The 20,265-nt window shown below is 44.3% G+C and carries 15 protein-coding genes; 7 read left to right on the top strand and 8 right to left on the bottom strand.

Annotated features, from left to right (window positions below):
* Positions 1–34: 34 nt before the first annotated feature.
* Complete coding sequence (locus tag ACFOEK_RS04795; RefSeq protein ID WP_386716953.1) at positions 35–346, bottom strand: hypothetical protein; 312 nt, start codon at positions 344–346, stop codon at positions 35–37.
* Positions 347–750: 404 nt separating this feature from the next.
* On the opposite strand from ACFOEK_RS04795, the gene purE reads away from it, so the two are divergent.
* Positions 751–1,242, top strand: a complete 492-nt coding sequence (gene purE / locus ACFOEK_RS04790; RefSeq protein ID WP_386716950.1) for a 5-(carboxyamino)imidazole ribonucleotide mutase — start codon at positions 751–753, stop codon at positions 1,240–1,242.
* Between the two features lie 42 nt (positions 1,243–1,284).
* Complete coding sequence (locus ACFOEK_RS04785) at positions 1,285–2,412, top strand: 5-(carboxyamino)imidazole ribonucleotide synthase (RefSeq protein WP_386716947.1); 1,128 nt, start codon at positions 1,285–1,287, stop codon at positions 2,410–2,412.
* 69 nt (positions 2,413–2,481) lie between these two features.
* On the opposite strand, the gene ACFOEK_RS04780 is transcribed toward ACFOEK_RS04785, so the two are convergent.
* The 3 genes from ACFOEK_RS04780 to ACFOEK_RS04770 form a co-directional block, all read right to left on the bottom strand.
* On the bottom strand, positions 2,482–3,666 hold the full coding sequence (locus ACFOEK_RS04780; RefSeq protein ID WP_386716944.1) for a GGDEF domain-containing protein: 1,185 nt from the start codon (positions 3,664–3,666) through the stop codon (positions 2,482–2,484).
* A 171-nt stretch (positions 3,667–3,837) separates the two neighbouring features.
* Entirely contained in the window at positions 3,838–4,104 is a 267-nt protein-coding gene (locus ACFOEK_RS04775) for a hypothetical protein (RefSeq protein ID WP_386716941.1), read from the bottom strand.
* A gap of 182 nt (positions 4,105–4,286) precedes the next feature.
* Positions 4,287–5,474, bottom strand: coding sequence for a DesA family fatty acid desaturase (locus ACFOEK_RS04770; RefSeq protein ID WP_386716938.1), 1,188 nt, complete (start codon positions 5,472–5,474; stop codon positions 4,287–4,289).
* Positions 5,475–5,589: 115 nt separating this feature from the next.
* Between ACFOEK_RS04770 and ACFOEK_RS04765 the strand changes: the two genes are divergently transcribed.
* On the top strand, positions 5,590–6,318 hold the full coding sequence (locus ACFOEK_RS04765) for a pseudouridine synthase (protein ID WP_386716935.1): 729 nt from the start codon (positions 5,590–5,592) through the stop codon (positions 6,316–6,318).
* Here ACFOEK_RS04765 and ACFOEK_RS04760 read toward each other — a convergent pair.
* Positions 6,230–7,165, bottom strand: a complete 936-nt coding sequence (locus ACFOEK_RS04760) for an MBL fold metallo-hydrolase (RefSeq protein ID WP_386716933.1) — start codon at positions 7,163–7,165, stop codon at positions 6,230–6,232. The two genes, ACFOEK_RS04765 and ACFOEK_RS04760, sit on opposite strands and share 89 nt — an antisense overlap.
* A 207-nt stretch (positions 7,166–7,372) precedes the next feature.
* Between ACFOEK_RS04760 and ACFOEK_RS04755 the strand changes: the two genes are divergently transcribed.
* A complete protein-coding gene (locus ACFOEK_RS04755) occupies positions 7,373–8,398 on the top strand; it encodes a sensor domain-containing diguanylate cyclase (RefSeq protein WP_386716930.1) in 1,026 nt (341 codons plus the stop codon).
* 98 nt (positions 8,399–8,496) lie between these two features.
* Here ACFOEK_RS04755 and ACFOEK_RS04750 read toward each other — a convergent pair whose 3' ends face one another.
* From ACFOEK_RS04750 to ACFOEK_RS04740, 3 genes are all read right to left on the bottom strand, one after another.
* Positions 8,497–11,340, bottom strand: a complete 2,844-nt coding sequence (locus ACFOEK_RS04750; protein ID WP_386716927.1) for a hypothetical protein — start codon at positions 11,338–11,340, stop codon at positions 8,497–8,499.
* Complete coding sequence (locus ACFOEK_RS04745; protein WP_386716924.1) at positions 11,340–12,059, bottom strand: condensin complex protein MksE; 720 nt, start codon at positions 12,057–12,059, stop codon at positions 11,340–11,342. The genes ACFOEK_RS04750 and ACFOEK_RS04745 overlap by 1 nt, the downstream gene beginning before the upstream one ends.
* 98 nt (positions 12,060–12,157) lie before the next feature.
* Positions 12,158–13,453 (bottom strand): hypothetical protein, encoded by a 1,296-nt coding sequence (locus ACFOEK_RS04740; protein ID WP_386716921.1) that lies wholly within the window; start codon positions 13,451–13,453, stop codon positions 12,158–12,160.
* Positions 13,454–14,019: 566 nt separating this feature from the next.
* Between ACFOEK_RS04740 and fadB the strand changes: the two genes are divergently transcribed.
* From fadB to topA, 3 genes are all read left to right on the top strand, one after another.
* A complete protein-coding gene (gene fadB, locus ACFOEK_RS04735; protein WP_386716918.1) occupies positions 14,020–16,164 on the top strand; it encodes a fatty acid oxidation complex subunit alpha FadB in 2,145 nt (714 codons plus the stop codon).
* 32 nt (positions 16,165–16,196) lie between these two features.
* Entirely contained in the window at positions 16,197–17,372 is a 1,176-nt protein-coding gene (gene fadA, locus ACFOEK_RS04730) for an acetyl-CoA C-acyltransferase FadA (protein WP_386716914.1), read from the top strand.
* Positions 17,373–17,550: 178 nt separating this feature from the next.
* A complete protein-coding gene (topA, locus tag ACFOEK_RS04725) occupies positions 17,551–20,241 on the top strand; it encodes a type I DNA topoisomerase (protein WP_386716911.1) in 2,691 nt (896 codons plus the stop codon).
* The last annotated feature ends 24 nt before the right edge of the window (positions 20,242–20,265 follow it).

Here is a 20,265-nt window from a genome sequence, read left to right as displayed (position 1 = left end):
TCAAGCTAAAGTGGCTGAGTGAGCGGGAAGGATGTTAAGACGGAAGTTGTTGTCGTTGCTGAACATAAATCGCGGCATTGGCGAACCCGTTCATGTACAAGAGATCAGTAATGACCTGATGAACCTCCTGACGGCTTATGGAATCGGCTTGTTTGTGTGTTGCAATCACCACAAGCGCTTTGTCCGTTAAGTCGGATGCTGCTTTGCCATCATATTCATGCGTTTCTTTTCCCAATATATAAAAATCCTGGAAAATCTTTTCTGCATTAAATGAGTACTTCTGGGTTCCGTCTAGAAAGAATTGAGGTAAGCCTTGTTCCGCAATCAGTTTTGATGTCGTGTACATGATCTGATCCTTGCTGGCGATGCAGTATTGCTTGGATATTCAAATTATAATCAATGAATGCTGTGTTTTGTTGAGATAAGGCAATGAAATTAAAGAATAAATTGACTGAGTGGTCAGGTAATTAGGCCTTTCCTGCCGATTTATCTGTTTATTTCGATATATTGATCAAAAGTTGCGCTTTTTTAAGTGAAATGGGCGACATTGGAGTACGGGTTAACTATAATGCCCGGCTTCTTTTCAGAAGTGCGGTTTTTCGGTAATTCATTACATGATTCCATCCCCGATTTGATGCAGATTTAACCTCTGTACAGTCTGATGGAATAAGGATGCAATTGGTGTCCAGGTGTAGTTAATAGCATTTGAAACGCGTACTTGTTAAATGAACAGGTTATGAGGGAAACAGTATGACACCTCTTGTTGGCGTGATTATGGGATCCAAGTCTGATTGGAGCACCATGGAACACACAGTATCTATGCTTGAGCAACTCAAGGTTCCTTATGAAGTTGAAGTGGTTTCAGCTCATAGAACACCAGATAAGTTAATGACTTATGCAGAGACAGCAGAAGGGCGTGGTTTACGTGTCATTATCGCTGGCGCGGGTGGTGCGGCTCATCTTCCGGGTATGGCAGCTTCTAAAACGAATCTTCCTGTACTGGGGGTTCCTGTTCAGTCGAAAGCATTAAGTGGACAAGACTCTTTATTATCCATCGTTCAAATGCCAGCAGGCGTGCCGGTAGGTACCTTGGCCATTGGTCGTGCTGGTGCAACTAACGCAGCGATTTTAGCGGCTCAGATGCTACAGTTTGAAAACGACGAAATTCGTCAGGCCGTTGCTCAATTCCGTCAGGAACAAACAGACAAAGTGCTGTCAGATCCTGATCCTAGAAATCAATAATTTATCGTCGATTTAGCTTGAGTTTTATTGAGGTATAGCGGAATGAAAATTGGTGTACTCGGTGGTGGTCAGCTTGGTCGTATGATGGCGATTGCTGGATACCCTTTGGGTATTGAGTTTGGTCTTTACGATCCGACTCAAGATTCCTGCGGTGGTCAGGTTGCACGTTTGTATAACGCGCCTTTTGAGGTGACCGACGAGCTTAAAAAGTTTGTCGATGAACATGATGTGTTTACCTATGAGTTTGAGAACGTTCCGTTAGAGCTTGCTGAGTATATTGTGCAGCGTAAGCCTTTGTATCCTGGGAAGGATGCCCTGTATTACAGTCAGCACCGTTTACGTGAAAAGCAGTTGTTCGTTGATCTTGGTGTGCCGGTTACTCGGTTTAGTAAGGTTGATGATCGTGTTTCCTTACTGGATGCCGCAACCGAAGTAGGCATCCCTTTTATCCTGAAAACCACGACTTTAGGTTATGACGGAAAAGGACAGTATCGCGTTACTTCTGAAGCAGAGTTATCTGAGTTGGCTGACAAGCTGTTTCCTGAAATGGGCGAAGCCTGCCAGGAAACCAGTTACGCGGGTGTAAATGAATACATTGCGGAAGCGTTTGTTAACTTTACTCGTGAGCTATCAATCATCAGTGTTCGTGATCAGGTTGGAAATTGCGTTTTTTACTCGCCTGCCGAAAACGATCATCGCGATGGAATTCTTCATCTGAGTGTGGCGCCAGCTCCTAATTTATCCGATGAAAAGCTAGCAAACCTTCAAGGGTATGCTCAGAAGTTATTGGAAAAACTAAACTATGTTGGTGTGTTGTCCATTGAGTTCTTTGAAACGGAAGATGGATTGGTGGTGAATGAATTTGCGCCGCGTGTTCATAATTCTGGTCATTGGTCGATGGAAGGTTGTGTCACCGGCCAATTTGAAAACCATATTCGTGCCATTGCGGGTTTACCTCTAGGGGTTACCGATAACCGCTCAGTGAGTGCTATGTATAACTTAGTAGGTCATGACGTGGATCGTTCCGCAATGGCAATGCATGATGTGCATGTTCATTGGTACGGTAAAGATATCAAGCCTAAGCGAAAGGTTGGGCACGTGAATATCTTGGCGGATGATTACTTACAGCTTCAACAGAAAATTGATGATGTTGATGCGTTAGTGAAGTAAAGCCGGTTAAGCAATAAAAAAGGGAATCAATCGATTCCCTTTTTTATTGCCTGAATTTGCTAGGATTCATTAGCAAACTTGGTTACGGCCATTGTTCTTGGCTTCGTAGAGTTTCTCATCTGCTTTGTGGACAATTTCGTAACAATCCTGGATGTTGGTGGGAGTGATAGTTGCCACACCGGCACTGATCGTAATGCGATCAGAAATTTCACTGTTCTTGTGTTCCAGCTCTGCATCCAAAATGGCTTTGCGTGTTCGTTCTGCCAGCATAACGGCGTCATCATGAGAAGCGTTGCTGAGAATGACAATGAACTCCTCTCCACCATAGCGAGCGACGAGATCGTCCGCTCGAGTAGCCTGGCTGGAAATGATATTGGCTACTTCTCTCAGAAGTTCGTCACCTTTTTGGTGTCCGTAATGATCGTTGAAGCGTTTGAAATAGTCGATGTCGATCAGTATGCAGGACAGAGGATACTGGCGGCGAAGGCAGCGATTCCACTCTTTAATCAAGGTGTGATCAAAGCTACGACGATTGGCGATGCCGGTTAACGGGTCGCTCATGGTTTGTTCTGTCAGGAATTCTTTTGTCTTGATTAACTCGGAATTTGTGGTTTCTAGGCGTTCATTTTTTTGTTGAAGCGACTGAAGTAATTCCTGGTTTTGCGCCTGCAAGGTGAGTGATTCATTGACCCAGCTAGAGAAGGTATTTCCTAGCATGATGAGTACGATCAAGAACAGAATGCACAGCGTGCCCATGGTGATGTTGAATTCATTGCCTGAAAATATGTTCATTACTACTGCAGGCAGGAAAATTAATCCAACAAAGATATTTTGTGCCCGTTGTGATGGCGCTAAGCTCATGCTCCCGCCCATTGCGGTTGCTGAGGCAATCCAGATCATCAGCAAACTGTAGGCTTCATCCGTGTAGAAATTGAATAGTACAAAGCTAGCACCCCAGATGGCTCCGGTAATAGAGGAGCCCAGAATAAATTGGTTGAGTGCTTTCTTCGGATGTAACTTAAGATAACTCTTGGTCTTTAACGCTTTGCGAACCTGCTGTAATCGGTAAATGGAGACCGACAGCATGAGGGTGTACCAGATCAACATGGTCAGCCAGGGCACTTTTGTCCAGAACAGAGCTAATAGAATACTGCTGTTCAAAATTGTGGCTGGAACTGACTTCAATGAGTTTGTGTAAAGCAAGAAAAGGCGTTTATTCTCGGGAGAATTTTCTTGCTGGCTTTCATTATCCATTGAGTACACCTGGCTCTAGGTTCTTTTAAATTGAACTTAATGCTGAGCTCGAAAGATTGCCTCTCGATAAGCATAGATCACGTATTATTATTCGAATGATTAACTGATCATACTATCATTGGATAGAGTGTTATTTGTACTCTTTAGAGGAGTACTCCTGCCCAATAAGATTTATTTCTTGTGAGATTCATCGGGCACACGGCCGAATTTTCGCTCAAACAATTTCCAAGATATGAAGTAAGGGATGAAGTAAGCAAGCAATAAAACAACAAATGAGCGCGACGCCAGATGTTTTACGTCATCATCCGATACGCCCATTAAAGATGGGGCTAAGATTGTTCCAATCAGAAAGATAGCCCAAAGCAAACCTCCATAGATTTTGAAACCTGTGGTGAGCTTTTTATGAATCGTTTGTGCTTGTGAAGAAGTATCTGTCATTGGGATGCTCTGAAACATTGGGAAGTGATTTAAGCAAGTTAGTTTATCAGAGACCGAGTCTAAGCGTAATCTTCGAGAAGGTGTATCTGCGGCGGCGGTGAGATGGTTTAGATAACTGTTAATTTGGTAGTAAACGCCTTCCGGCGAAGACAGGCCGGAAGGCGGAAGGTATTTCTTTCAGATTATGCGGTTTTTAACGTGTACAGTTTCAATTGCTCTGCGAACTCTTTTAAGCGATCAATGCCTGATTGCTCAGCTTCATGGCACCATTGTTTTAATGCGTTCAGAAGTTCTTCACCACCTTTAGAGCGCTTCGCCCAGATCTCCATAAGCTCTTGCTTCTTCTTATAAATCTCGCTCAACATGTCATGAGAATCCAGTAACTGGTCACGCTGTTGGATGTACTTGTCACTGAGTAAGTTTTCATCACGGCAAAGCACTTTCTTGGCCTTGTTGAACAAGCGTTGCAGTTCATCACTGGCTTTAGCGCGTTCTTCTTTAATGGCAGGTTTAATAACCGTTTTGGTATAAGCAGACATGATTTGGAAGCGATTGTGAACTGCTGCTTTAGCGGCATCTAGATCCAATGCTTGCTTACTTGAATCTTTCACCGCAATCGGTGCTACTTTGCGAACTTTGGCCAGTTTGAAGAAGGATAAAATCTGAATCCACATCCAGCCAATGTCAAACTCCCAAGGTTTAACAGACAGTTTTGCTGAATTTGGGTAGGTGTGGTGGTTGTTATGAAGTTCTTCACCGCCAATGATGATGCCCCAAGGAGAGATGTTAGTCGCTGCGTCGCTGCATTCAAAGTTGCGGTAACCCCAGTAGTGGCCAAGGCCGTTAACAACACCTGCTGCAAATACTGGCATCCAAAGCATCTGAACGGCCCACAAAGTAATTCCGATCGGGCCGAAGGCTAAAATATCGATCGCTAATAGTAAGAAAATCCCTTTCATTTTATGAGGCGTATATATACGGCGCTCTAGCCAATCGTCTGGCGTACCGTTTCCATACTTTTTAAGGGTTTCTTCAGTCGCTGCTTCGCGGTAAAGTTCGGCGCCACGAAGTAAGACGGTACGAAGGCCTTTGACAACAGGGCTGTGTGGATCTTCTTCGGTTTCGCATTTGGCGTGATGTTTCCGATGAATGGCGGTCCATTCTTTGGTACTTTGAGCTGTGGTTAGCCAAACCCAGAAGCGGAAGAAGTGCTGGACGGCTGGATGAAGCTCTAATGATCTGTGTGCAGAAAATCTATGCAAATAGATAGTCACGCTAAGAATGGTCAGATGTGTCATGATCAGCAATGCAGCCAGGAAGTGCCAAAAGTTAGTTCCTAGCAGGCCTTGTTGCCATATTTGTTCCCACATTTAAACTGTCTCCAAAGTATCAGGCGATTTGGTGGCTATTAATAGCACGTTTTTGTATTTTTTGCTCGCGTTATTCGATTTGAGTGAGCTTGTGTAAGTTGAAATGGTTTAGTTTATGACGCAGTTAAAGATTATTTACCAAGATGATGACATGGTTGTGATAGATAAACCGTCCGGCTTATTGGTACATAGATCTAAGATGGCTCATGGGGTGAAGGAGTTCGCCTTACAGTTATTGAGAGATCAGATTGGTAAAAAAGTATATCCCGTGCATCGTTTGGATCGACCTACGTCGGGAATTTTGGTGTTTGCATTGAGCGAACAGGTTTTAGCTGAAATTTCTACACAGTTTGAACATTGCCAGGTACATAAAACCTATCAGTGTGTTGTTCGTGGGTACACTGAGTCTGGTGTCATTGATCATCCGCTCAGTGACCCTGTTGATGATAGACGTTTGCTTCGTCAAGGCGTAACTCATGAAGCCAAAGATGCGGTATCAGAATATCAAACGCTAGCGCACTATGAGATGCCATGGCCTTCAGGAAAGTTTCAAACGACCCGTTATTCTTTGGTTGAGGTGTATCCTAAAACCGGGCGACGTCATCAGATCCGTAAACACATGGACCACATAGCACACCCCATTATTGGTGATACTCGTTACGGTCAGGGATCACACAATCGAATGTTTCGTGAGAAGCTATCGTGTCATCGTTTACTGCTGGCAGCAACTAAGCTAGAAATGGAGCACCCGGTGACTAAGCAGTTACTTCATCTTGAGGTGCCGCCTGCAGAGGAAATGAAAGCTGTGATTGATCAGCTTCAGGTACATCAGACGACGGATTAAAGCGTAATTGATAGAAGTTGTCAGGATCCAAACTGCAAGCGAAATCAATGCGTTCTGGATCACTCGCTTGAGACTCTTTATTGTTCGAAAGTGCTTCAGCTAATGTTGCTAGTCTTTGAAGGCTGTGAAGACGATCTGCTCGACAGCATTCCAGCGATGCGCTTACAAATCCGTTTACTGAATAATTTTGTGGTTGTTTGATGTGATTGATGTTGAGGGTGGCATCACCGCAATGCAGTAGCCAGCCTGTAGGCTTTTTAATGGCGACGCCACAATGGCCGCGAGTATGGCCGGGAAGACTGATCAGCAGGATATCATCGGTGTCAGGGAATACCGGAGAAAATTCCAGCCCCTTCCAAAGGCCGCCGACACACGAATGCAGTTTCCATTTAGCACTGTGTTGCCAGTGTGCCTGAACATAGCGCCAGCGCTCCAATAGCGTTTGTGGGGCATTGGCCGCTTCAAATTCCCTTCGCATGACATGAATGGTGGCATTTGGAAAATCGGATAAACCGCCGGTTTGTAAAAAATCCATGTGAGTTAATACGATGTGCCGAACATCATCCCGGTTGTAACCGAGTCTTTCTACTTGATTGATTGCACATTCGATTTTAAGTAATGCCGGTTGAATGACTGCGGGACGTACTTTACCAAGGGTGATGTCAGTACGTTCGATGTCCTGACGGCCTAAGCCTGAATCCACTAAAACCAACCCTTTTCCTGTCTCTATTAATAGGCAGTGATTGACTAAGAAACGCGTGTCTTTGAAACCGTTGGCAGGAAATAAAAAACGAGAGCTGAACGGGTTGAGAGTGCCGCAATTGAGATGATGGATCTTGCCCGTCATGATTTGATCTCCCTCATGGGATGGCTAAATGATGATGTTCGAGTGCTCTGTAACTAATCTAAAACGCATACGAATACGCATTGTTGCCTGATACGGCAGGCAGTTTTCTTCAATCTATACATCATAAATTGAATGTTCATACTAGATTTAAAAAAGGGATGGACTTTACTGATTAAAGGAATAGAACCTGAAAATAGAGGCTAATCCGTGAATTCATTACATATACCGGCAGACACGTTGGATTCTTGGCAAGACAGTGCAAATCTCGTGGCGCAACTGATGCAGGTTTCGGCGTGTATGATTACGGCTGTTACCAAAAAAACATGTACGGTACGCGTTATTAACAAATCCAAAGATAATCCTTTTCTCTTAAAAGAGCGCCTACCCTTTAATAAAGATGATCTATGTCGCCGTGTGGTGGATTCAAATAAGACGGTGTATATCGAGGCGTTAGAGGCAAGTAATGATAATCATAATATGAGGTGTTATTTAGGTAAGCCAATTCATTGGCCGGATGGGCAAGTGTTTGGCACGTTAAGCGTTATGGATACTCAACCTAGAGAGTTTACTTCTGAGCTAATGGTAGTGTTCGATCATATGAGCAATGTCATTGAAAATCAGCTTGCGTTAGTTCATGAGCAGGATCAACACGAACATACTCAGATTGCTTTGGATCGCTATCAACAACAATACAAAGAATTTACCTCACGAGATCCATTGACTGGCGCATACAATCGCAGAGCACTTCAGGAGTTGGCAATCGCTGAACTTTCCAGGACAACTCGCAGATCGGGTTGCTTTGCTTTGGCTCTGTTGGATGTGGATCACTTTAAGCAAATAAACGATGAGTATGGGAATACTGTCGGTGATGCAGTGCTAAAACATTTGGTTATCTCGTTAGACGATATGTTGAGGCAAAGCGATTTTGTCGCTCGTTTTGGCGGCGAAGAGTTTTGTTTGTTGTTGCCGGAGATGGACGCGTCTAAAGCCTATGAGATTTTGGAACGGATTCGTAAGAAGCTGTGCAGTAAAGCCGTTGAATATAACGGGCACTCGATTTATTACACGGCCAGTATCGGTGTTGCCTTGTTTGAAACCGGGATGATTACAACGGTGGAAGAGCTTCTGAATATGGCGGAAGGTGCGTTGTCTGAAGCCAAAAGCAGTGGCCGGAATAAAGTGGTCGTCGCGACAATCGATACACAAGAACAAGCGATGTACAGTGCTTTCTAACTCTTACTTGTGAAAATGAAAGGCGAAAGCAGAGGGGGAGCAGGCTCCCCCTTTTGCTATTACGATGAATTAACTCAAACAGTAGTCATATAAGGTTATCAAGCTAAAGCGTCTTCAGCTGACTCTTGTGCCTGGGACTGCGTTTCTTCGTGTAGGCACTCAATCCAATCCTTTTGATCCACTAAATTAAGTTTGCCATCTTTAGTGGTTCGAATCGGTACGATGTAATTACAAGACGTCTGAGGTTTCACACTGGCAAAAACCGGGTTGAAGCCAAAACTCACCGCCATTTCGATGATGGACTTCTGGTTCTCCGGGTCAATATCCGCTGCTTCGTCAATGTAAATCGGGATTTGATAACGACCTTGTTCTTTCTCGGTCAGTAGCTGACGAATAAAGAGCATGCCACACAGCAGTTTAATGGTGATTCGGGTTCCGTTAGAGCCGGCAGAATCAATGCGGTCAAAGAACTCAGTTTCGTCGTTGCGGTTAACAACTTTAAAGCGTACATCGAAGAGATCAGACAGCGTCAGGCCGCCTTTCTCTGAACCAGCTTTAATTAAATAGTCTTTGGCATCTTCCAATTGTTGATTGGATAGATTGCTGTCTGAAAACGCCATATCAAATACGGACAGGGTATCGCCTTGTTCGTAAGATTCAGACGTCGCCAGAATGGTATCGATTGCATCCACAATATGGCTGCGCTCAATGATATCAATGCGGAAGTCTTTCAGATTTGAAATGTGGTTTTTACCCACTTTTCGGTTGAAGCTGTTCATTTCATTTTTAAGGCGATCCAAGTCCTGGCGGAGCCCTTTGATTGTCGACGCAACTTCAGTTAAAGCCACTCGGGATTGGCGCTCAATGGCTTCTCGTTCGTTATCCAGGTTATGGAAGGCAGAGATTAATTTCTCAAGACGCGTGTCTTCGTCTTCTTCAATATCAAACTTGGTTACCCCAGAGTTAAACACCATTTTGTAGCTGTTTTCGATGTTTAAGTTGGTGAGGTTGAGTTCGCGACACTCCTCATTGAACTGATCCAGTTGATCGCTGAGGGTATCCATGTCGATGTCGATGTTCATCGGGAACGGCACCACATACCCCTGACGCAGTTCAAGACGATCATCCATACGGCGTTTGGCGGATTCAGCCATACGTTGTTGTTGACGTTCCAGCTGTTCGCGTTTGACCTTGATCTGACTGCGCTTATCAGCCAATTGAGTGGACTGAGCGGTGATGTCTTGTTGCTTAATTTCAATGATGGCTTTCTCTTCCAGCAGTTGTTCTTTCAGGGACAGCTTCTCATCGTATTGATCGCTCAATGCTTGGTAGAGCTTGAATTGCTCAAGGTCTTTTTCTGAGTGTTTCAGTTCTTCATAAAGCACTTCACGCTCAGCCAGCTTGCTTTCCAGATCTTTGGCGATCTCTTCTTGCGTTTCTAATTCCTCTAATGACAATTTCAGCGCTTCGATTTGTTCTGCCAGCGCTACTTTGTCTTCTGTTGTGCTCATGTCTGGTGCTGAAAGATCACTCAGGTCAAGCTTAGCGCCTGGCAGATTAAGGGTGTTTCCGGTAATCGAGCTGGCGATCTGTTCTACAAAATCACTGAAAGCGGCTTCATCTTCAATCTGGATGTCACCTTGCGCTGTGGTTGCGAGGTTAAGTACGTCTTGATTGAACAGTCGACTGATCAGATCTACTTCGTTTAAGGACAGGTCTTCTCGAATGCGCGAATACAAGTTGTATTCGATGTTTTTCAGTTGGCGTTCAAGGGTTTTTAGTTGACGGCTGACTTCGCGACGGCGGGAAACAATGGTCGATAAATTTTGCCCTTTGATACCCTGAATACCGTGAGAAAGGCTTTCGTATTCTGCTCGACTTTCACTTAATCGATTGCTGAGGGTTTCAAGGTTCGTGAGTGCAAACTCTTGATCTAATCGGGCGTAATCGATCAGCCAGCGTTCCATGTCGGCACTGTCAATGGCGACTTGGTTTAGCTGATTGGTATAAAGTTGGTTTTGCTCTGCCAAGCCTGATTGCTGATGAACGATGCTTTCCAGTTCTTCACTGAGTGAATCTCGGTTGCTCTGGATGTAGTCGTCCCATTCAGTTAATGCAATGTCGATCTTTGGTTGGAGGTGACTGAGTTTGCCTTTGAGTTCGCCTCGTTTTTGGCGCAGTTGTTCGAGCGCTTCGACAGCGTCTTGTTGTGATTCTAATAACTGTAACTGCTTGCGAGCACGATTCACTTGTTCAAAAGAGGTTTGCCATACTTCATAAAAGTCGATGGCGCCTGCGCTGATAGCGCGATCAAAGACTTTAAGAATGAAGCGCTTAACATCTTGAGCGGATAGGTTGTGCAAGTTGAGGATCTTGCGGAAAATCTCTTTGTAAATCGGTGCGTCACTGTTATTGGCGAGTGGCACCATGCGTAGGTTGACGCGACTATCAAATTTGGTTGGGCCACCAGTCAATAACGCATTCAATTCGTTGGGTTTAAGTTCAACTGGATTGGCACCACGGTTGTTGAGGTCAATAAATACCTTGCTGTATTTCAGCAACTTTCGATCTTCGTAATAGTCATCGAGATTCAGTTCACCTTGATAAGTGAAAAACTGATGCTCGTAGCCTGCCACCGGGCCGAGCCCTGCCACACCAATCACTACTTTACCTTCGGGGAGGTTGGCTTCTAATAGAATGAAAGAACGATCCGTAGAGAAATAGAACTTTCGCGTTTCTTCGATTGAGTGACCGTCCCATTCGGTGAGTCGCAAGTCGTTAATCAAAGGAAACTGGAGAGCATTAATTACCGAGGATTTACCGGTGTTGTTCGGTGCACAGATAGAAACCGGCTTATCCAGAGGAATAACGCATTTGGAATAACCCGCGGTGTTTAGTAGCGCAAGTTTGGTCAACCCATACTGAGTGTTGTCATGTTGCATTAGTAATTCCCCTCAGTTGTGCTGTCAGTGTTCGTATCTTCTAATAATGAGTCGTCTGAACTCGTGTCGTCTAAAGGATCGGTTGAGGCTGAGAATTGGTCTGACAACTCCATCACTGCATCAATGTAGCGATAGCAAGGCGCGAGCAGCTTATATTCTTTGCCAAACTCTTTGGCGAAACCTAGCCGAACCATACGTTTGATGATTTCATTACGGATATCGGCCGCATTGTTGATGTCAATTTGTTCAAACACTGAAGTGTTGTGGTTGAACAGCTTTTCTAAGGTGTCTTTACTGATAGGCTGTTCGAAAAGTGCAGCAACGGGGTCGTATCCTTGATCGGCCCAATACTCAATTAATGTATACAGGAAAAGCGCGATTCTTCGGGACGTTTTGGTCATTGTCACCGAGGTGTCAGGTGTCGAAAAATAGAAATACCCCCGAGCGTCTTTTACAAGGTTATAGCCTAAGCCGGTAAACAGTACTTGATAGGATGTCAGATGCTGATCAAGAGATTGCCACAGAATGAGATCGTTTTCGGTGATATGAAAACCTGACATCAACTTTTGATAGATGGTTGTTAATGCCGTGAGCTGGCTGAGGTCGATAATGCTGGAATTTGTTGTCATTGCGAGAGAATCAGTGGTTGCAGCTCTTTGCTGACGGTTCTCTGGCATGTCGAGGGTATTGTTGTTCGTGTCTGTATTATTCGTGTTCATAATCTAAATAAATCGCTCTGTATGCGAGTTAGGCAAAAAGCCTTATCAAATAGGTTTGTACCGTATTTATGTTTGTACTGTATTAGTGCTTAGCTATATTAGTTCTTGGCCATGTCCGGCTGAGCAGAGTCGGTCGTTGATTCATTATTGCTCGCGCCATTACCTGCTTTATGACCGCCAAGTGAATAAGCAATCAGCCTAGTCTTGTTAAGTCTGTATTCTCGACGCTCTCTGTGATCAGACAGGTTGATTTGATCGCTGTCGGTCAGTTGTAGGTAGAGGTACAGCAACTCATCAGAAGGAATGTCCTGATACTTGTCTTTTAACCAGCCAAGAAAATCATCGGTTTGTTTGGACGGTGTTTCGGCTAATACTTCTCGGAAATCTGGCACATCAATGGGTTCGTACGGTTCTAATTGATCATCATCCGGTAGGAAAATATCGTCTTCTTTGGTTTCAATGACGTCGGCAAGATAGCTCACAATGTGTCTGTGAAGGCCTAAGTTATGGCGTGCTGTTTCAGTGGCGATAACGGGCATGGCATTATGAATATGATGATTCAGACCTTGCTTGCGAATGCTTGCCAAGACTTTTGACACCGCTCGTGTAACTTCCGTGTTTTTCCGCAATTCATCACGTAACGGCATGAGTAAATCTGTGGATCGGCGCAAACTTTGTTGGCCAAGCTGAAATACTTCTAATACTCGGCTTCGTAGATTAATGAAACTTTGTTGTTCCCGTTTCATTTGGCCGAGGGTATCTGCGGTTTCAATTAATCCTGAGAGTAGATCTTCAATTTTGTCGCAGGTTAAGCGGAACTTTCCGAAAATATCGAGCATATCCAGCATAGGCTCAATGTACTGATCAAAAGCATCCAAAACAGAGGCGTAACGTTTTTCGAGCGGAATGGAAGATTTCTGTGATTTTGCCTCTTCTACTAAATTGGCGATGGCAATTTCGTTGTGTTGGAAATGCTTGATTACCTTACGGATACGATCGTCCAATCTGTACAGATTGCGCTTTACTTCGTAAGCATCTTTGTCTTCGGATGCTAAACGAACACGAGTGGTCAGTCTGTCCATGTCATCCAGAAGAACAGAAACTTCTTCTGCGAGTCCTAAGGAATGCTCATCCAATAAGAATTGGCCGAATTCGAGCACTGGAAGATTAAGTTCTAGCTCGCTGGATTTAGCAAGTGGAATAATCAGCTCATTAGCAAGTAATCGCTGGGCTTCCTTGAAACTTTGTTCCGAAGAGTAGGCCGGATTGTGGTGCAGAATCAGTGACTGAAGATTTTGGAAACTGAAACTTCCTGAATCATTTCTGACAATCAGTGTCTGAATGGTTGGCCAGTGATCCAATAACGTTTGAACAATGCGTTTGGGCGATATCATGTCCGAGTTCTTTTTAAAATCCTAAAGGTTCGATATGGGGGCGGCTTGTTTTATATCAATCTTCAATGAATGAAAAGTTCTGTTCAGATGAATGGTTCTTTATCTCATGGATGAAATTTCGACAGTCTACTATGCTGATGTGCACTTTGCTGAGCACTAAGTATGCAAGTTAGGCTTGTCTTTTCCTTTTATGACCTTATGAATGAGGCTTCCTAGAGGAAAAATAACACACCAAAGTAAATGGTTGATATGTCAATAAAAACCTAAGGTTCGGCAAATTACGGGAGATTTTTTACTCTCTGTCGGATTAAAGAAAGGATTGACATTCCTTTCGTTTTTACTCATGGTGTGCGCACTAAGAATCAAACGAGCGTATGAATTGTTTAGTTGATAAACAGTTTATGGGTTCTTGATCAATCCCTGGCAAGGGAGCTGATTTGGCATGGTGCTGAGAGCAGTGTGTTGAGGTCAGCAAAGAGGAATGCTGGAATTCACTAGTTACTTATTTGCTAATTGTTTCCAGTTTCGACCAAAAAATAGCTAAAACATAGCGTGGAGATCAGTTGATGATTTACGAAGGTAAAGCCATCACGGTTAAAGAAATCGAAGGCGGCATTTTGCAGCTTAATTTCGATCTTGAAGGTGAGTCGGTTAACAAATTCAACCGTCAAACTATTGAAGATTTGAAAGCTGCGGTAGAAGCAATCCAGGGTCAGAACGGCGTTAAAGGTCTTGTTCTGTCAAGTTCAAAAGATGTCTTTATCGTTGGTGCGGACATCACCGAGTTTACTGACACTTTCAAACTACCAGAAGAAGAATTGGTAGCGGCAAACATCGAAGTAAACAAGATTTTCTCTTCAGTTGAAGATCTACCTTTCCCAACGGTTGCTGCAATTAACGGCATCGCTCTTGGTGGTGGCTTTGAAATCTGTCTGACGTGTGATTATCGCGTTATGTCTGAAAAGGCAAAAGTTGGTTTGCCTGAAGTTAAACTAGGTATCTACCCAGGTTGGGGTGGTACTGTTCGTCTTCCTCGTCTAATCGGTGCGGACAACGCAATCGAGTGGATCGCTGCAACTAAAGAGAAGAAAGCTGCTGTTGCATTGAAAGAAGGTGCTGTTGACGCGGTTGTAGCTCCAGAGAAACTATTGGATGCTGCTGTTGACCTAGTTAAGCGCGCTTGTGAAGGCGAAATCGACTATAAAGCTCGTCGTGAAGAGAAGACTGGCAAGCTTAAGTTGAACCCAATGGAAAGCATGATGGTATTTGAAACTGCTAAAGGTTTCATTGCTGGCCAAACTAAAGGCCAATACCCAGCTCCTATTGAAGCGATTAAAGCGATGCAGAAGCACGCTGGTATGACTCGCGATAAAGCTCTAGAAGTTGAAGCAAAAGGCTTCGCTAAAATGGCGAAGACAAGCATTGCTGAATCTCTAATCGGTTTGTTCTTGAACGATCAGTTGTTGAAGAAGAAAGCGAAAGAAATGCCTAAGACTGAGCCTGTTAAGAAAGCTGCAGTTCTTGGTGCTGGTATTATGGGTGGCGGTATCGCTTACCAGTCAGCACTTAAAGGCACGCCTATCATCATGAAAGATATCAACCAAGCGGGTATCGACTTGGGTCTTTCTGAGGCTAACAAACTTCTTGCTAAGCGCGTTGAAAAAGGCCGTATGAAGCCTGATGCAGCTGGTAAAGTTCTTAACAACATCATCCCAGCTCTAACTTATTCTGAGTTTGGTGACGTTGACGTTATCGTTGAAGCGGTTGTTGAGAATCCAAAAGTTAAGAAAGCAGTATTGGCAGAAGTTGAAGGTCTAGTATCTGAAGACACTATCATTACTTCTAACACGTCAACTATCTCTATTGATTTGTTGGCTGAAGGCCTTAAGCGTCCAGAAAACTTCTTGGGTATGCACTTCTTCAACCCAGTACACATGATGCCTCTTGTAGAAATCATTCGTGGTAAGAAGACGTCTGACGAAGCAGTTGCTAAGGTTGTTGCTTACGCTCAAGCAATGGGTAAAACACCTGTTGTTGTTAATGACTGCCCAGGTTTCCTAGTTAACCGTGTATTGTTCCCGTACTTCGGTGGCTTTGCTGGTCTATTGCGTGATGGCGCAAACTTCCAGAAAGTTGACAAGGTAATGGAAAAATTCGGTTGGCCAATGGGTCCTGCTTATCTTCTTGACGTTGTTGGTATGGACACTGCTGTTCACGCTAACGAAGTTATGGCAGAAGGCTTCCCAGACCGCATGAAGGCTGACTATAAGTCTGCGATGCAAGTGTTGTTCGAAAACGATCGTTATGGTCAGAAGAACGACAAAGGTTTCTACGCTTATGAGCTAGATCGCAAAGGTAAGCAGAAGAAAGTTGTTGATGAGTCTGTTTATGGCTTGATCAAAGACGTAGTTGCTGATGAGAAAGACTTCTCTGACGAAGAAATTATCGAGCGCGTAATGGTTCCAATGTGTATTGAAACTGTACGTTGCTTGGAAGAAGGTATTGTTGAAGATCCTGCTGAAGCAGATATGGGTCTTATCTTCGGTATTGGTTTCCCTCCATTCCGTGGTGGCGCATTGCGTTATATTGACTCAATGGGTCTAGACAAGTTCTGTGAAATTGCTGACAAGTATGCTGATCTTGGCAAACTATATCACCCAACTGAAAAGATGCGTGATATGGCTAAGAAAGGCGAGAAGTACTTCGGCTAATAGACGACCAGGATACCAATAGGAGAAAATCAATGGGTTACAATCCTAATGATGTAGTAGTTGTAGACTGCGTACGTACGCCAATGGGTCGCTCTAAGGGCGGTGTATTTCGTAACGTTCGTGCAGAAACACTATCTGCTGCACTAATCAACGCTCTTTTTGAGCGTAACCCTAACGCTAACCCAGCAGACGTTGAAGACGTAATCTGGGGTTGTGTTAACCAAACTAAAGAACAAGGCTTTAACGTTGCTCGTCAAATTTCTTTGATGACTTCTGTGCCTAAAGAAGCTGGTGCTTTGACTGTTAACCGTCTTTGTGGTTCTGCAATGTCTGCAATCCACACTGCGGCACAGGGCATCATGACTGGCAACGGTGATGCATTCGTTGTTGGTGGTGTTGAGCACATGGGCCACGTGGACATGCAACACGGCTTTGACCACAACCCAGAAGCATCTAAGTACTCTGCAAAAGCATCTAACATGATGGGTCTTACAGCTGAAATGCTAGGTAAGATGCACGGTATTACTCGTGAAGCTCAAGACGCGTTCGGTGCTCGTTCTCACCGTCTAGCTCACGAAGCTACTGTTGAAGGTCGTTTCAAGAACGAAATCGTTGGCATCGAAGGTCATGACGCGAATGGTTTCAAAGTTCTTGTAACTGAAGACGAGACTATTCGTCCTGAAACAACTGCAGAGAGCCTAGGCAAGCTTAAGCCAGTATTTAACCCTAAAGGTGGTACTGTGACTGCGGGTACGTCTTCTCAGCTTTCTGACGGTGCGTCAGCAATGTTGATGATGTCTTATGCGCGTGCTAAAGAGCTTGGTCTTGAGCCAATGGCTCGTATCAAGTCTATGGCTGTTGCTGGCTGTGACGCTGCGATCATGGGTTATGGTCCTGTTCCTGCAACTAAGAAAGCACTTAAGCGTGCTGGTCTACAAACTACTGATATTGACTTCTGGGAGCTTAACGAAGCATTCGCAGCTCAGTCTCTACCATGTGTTAAAGATCTTAAGTTGCAAGATGTTGCAGAAGAGAAGATTAACTTGAACGGTGGTGCGATCGCTCTTGGTCACCCACTAGGCTGTTCAGGTGCTCGTATCTCTACTACCCTTCTTCATATCATGAACCAGAAGGGCGGTGCACTAGGTGTTTCAACTATGTGTATCGGTATGGGTCAGGGTGTTGCTACCGTATGGGAGCGCCTATAATTTAGGCCCTGATTTGCAGAAAAGCCGAGGTTTTCCTCGGCTTTTTTGTCTTTGAAATTAAGGTTCAAGAGAACAAACTTTTCTTGACCCTGTGAAGAATTACCCCTATATATTCGGAAAATAATAATTTTACAGTCGCATTTGCGCTGACATTTTTTTGGTGACGAGTAAGGAACGTATGGCGAAATCTTTGGTAATTGTGGAGTCCCCTGCAAAGGCAAAGACCATCAATAAGTATTTAGGTAATGACTTTGTGGTGAAGTCGAGTGTTGGTCATATTCGAGATTTGCCAACAGGCGCGGGCGCAAAGAAGCCAGTGGATGCTAAGGCTAGAGCGGCTGAAGCAGCAAAAACACGGAAGATGGCACCAGAAGCGAAAGCTGAATATAAGAAGCAGAAAGCTTATACCCAGCTTATTGAAAAGATGGGGGTTGATCCGGAAAAGGATTGGTCTGCTAAGTATCAGATACTTCCAGGTAAGGAAAAAGTTGTTGATGAGTTAAAAAAATTAGCTAAAAGCGCCGATCATATCTATCTCGCAACCGATTTGGATAGAGAAGGAGAGGCCATTGCTTGGCACCTTCGTGAAGTGATAGGCGGAGACGATGATCGTTTTAGTCGAGTGACGTTCAACGAAATTACTAAGTCTGCAATTCAAGAGGCATTTGAGCGTCCTGATGACTTGAATATGGCGCGTGTGAATGCACAGCAAGCTCGTCGTTTTCTTGATCGGGTAGTGGGGTTCATGGTTTCTCCTCTTTTGTGGAGTAAAATCACCCGTGGACTATCGGCAGGACGTGTACAATCGGTCGCTGTACGTTTGGTGGTAGAGCGTGAACGTGAAATTCGAGCCTTTAACCCGGAAGAGTACTGGGAAGCATTTTCTTTTCTTGATCACGCCAGTGATAAGAATATTAAATTCCAAGTTGCCAAACAGGCGGGTGAAAACTTCCGACCTGTAAATAAAGCGCAAGCTCAGGCGGCGGTAGCTAAATTAGAATCGGCGTCTTACAGCGTTGCCAAACGTGAAGATAAGCCAACCAAGTCTAAGCCGAGCGCACCTTTTATTACGTCTACGTTGCAGCAGGCAGCGAGTACTCGTCTTGGTTTTGGTGTGAAAAAGACCATGATGCTCGCTCAGAGACTCTATGAGGCGGGTTATATAACTTACATGCGTACTGACTCGACTGCCTTGAGTAAAGACGCTGTGGAAGCTTGTCGTGGCTATATTGATGAAAATTTTGGCGATAAGTATCTCCCCGATTCTCCAAATACTTATTCTTCAAAAGAAGGTGCACAGGAAGCGCACGAAGCGATTCGTCCTTCTGATGTGAATCGATCAGGCGCCTCTTTATCTGATATGGAGCGTGATGCTCAGCGTTTGTATGAGTTGATTTGGCGCCAGTTTGTAGCGTGTCAGATGGTGCCAGCAGAGTATACTTCTACCACGATTACCGTGACTGCAGACGAATTCGAGTTGAAAACGCGTGGTCGAGTGGTTCGTTTTGATGGTTACACTCGTGTCATGCCGCAAATTGCTAAAAAAGAAGACGATGTAACTCTTCCTGATTTGAAGCAAGGTGATCAGCTAGATCTTAATAACGTAGAAGCGAAGCAACACTTTACGAAGCCAGCTGCTCGTTTCAGTGAGGCTGCTCTTGTTAAAGAACTTGAAAAGCAAGGTATTGGTCGCCCGTCAACCTACGCTTCTATTATCTCTACTATTCAGGATCGTGGTTACGTCCGTCTTGAGAATAAGCGCTTTTACGCCGAAAAAATGGGCGAAATTGTTACCGATCGCCTGATGGAGAGCTTTAATAATCTGATGGATTATGGCTTTACTGCGGGTATGGAAGAGCAGTTGGATGATGTAGCTGAAGGCATTAAAGAGTGGAAAGCGCTTCTTAATGAATTCTATGGTGACTTCAAAGCCAAGTTGTCTCACGCTGAATCTGAAGAGGGGATGCGTCCGAACAATCCTACAGAGACGGATATCAAGTGTCCTGATTGTGGTCGAAACATGTTGATTCGCAATGCGACAACGGGTGTTTTCCTTGCGTGTTCTGGTTATGCGCTTAAGAAAGACGAGCAATGTAAGAAGACGCTTAATCTTGCACCTGGAGACGATGCGGTTGCTGTCGTTGAAGGTAGTACTGAAAGTGAGCAGGACGAAGCTGAAACACTGGCACTTCGTCAAAAAGAGCGTTGCCCTGTGTGTGATAACGCGATGGAAAGTTATCTCATTGATGAGTCTCGTAAGCTTCATATTTGTGGTAATAATCCGGCGTGTTCTGGATATAAATTGGAAGCAGGCACTTTCAAGATCAAAGGCTATGACGGGCCTGTGATTGAGTGCGACAAGTGTGGCTCTGAGATGCAGCTCAAAACCGGCCGTTTCGGTAAGTACTTCGGTTGTACCAATGAAGAGTGTAAGAATACCCGTAAACTTCTGAAAAACGGTGAGCCTGCACCACCGAAGATGGACCCGGTTCCTATGCCAGAATTGAAGTGTCAGAAGGTTGATGACCACTATATTCTGCGTGATGGTGCTACCGGGATGTTCTTGGCGGCGAGTCAGTTCCCTAAAAATCGTGAGACGCGCGCTCCGAAAGTTGTGGAGTTGTTACCTCATAAGCCTGAAATTGATCCTAAATATCATTTCTTGTTGGAAGGGGAAACACACGATGAGAATGGTAATGAAGCTCAAATTCGTTTTAGTCGTAAAACCAAGCAACAGTATCTGATGACGGAAACGCCTGAGGGTAAAGCTACTGGTTGGACTGGCTTCTTTGATCAAGATACAAAGAAATGGACGTACACTGAAACTAAGAAACCAGCTAAGAAAAAGGCAGCAACTAAGAAAAAATAAAAAGGTGATGGAAAAAACTAATGA

Origin of the sequence: Litoribrevibacter euphylliae (assembly GCF_042646085.1) — a bacterium.
GTDB lineage: Bacteria > Pseudomonadota > Gammaproteobacteria > Pseudomonadales > Litoribrevibacteraceae > Litoribrevibacter > Litoribrevibacter euphylliae.
Note: the sequence above shows the minus strand (reverse complement) of the source record. Positions and strands in the feature narration are given on the sequence as shown.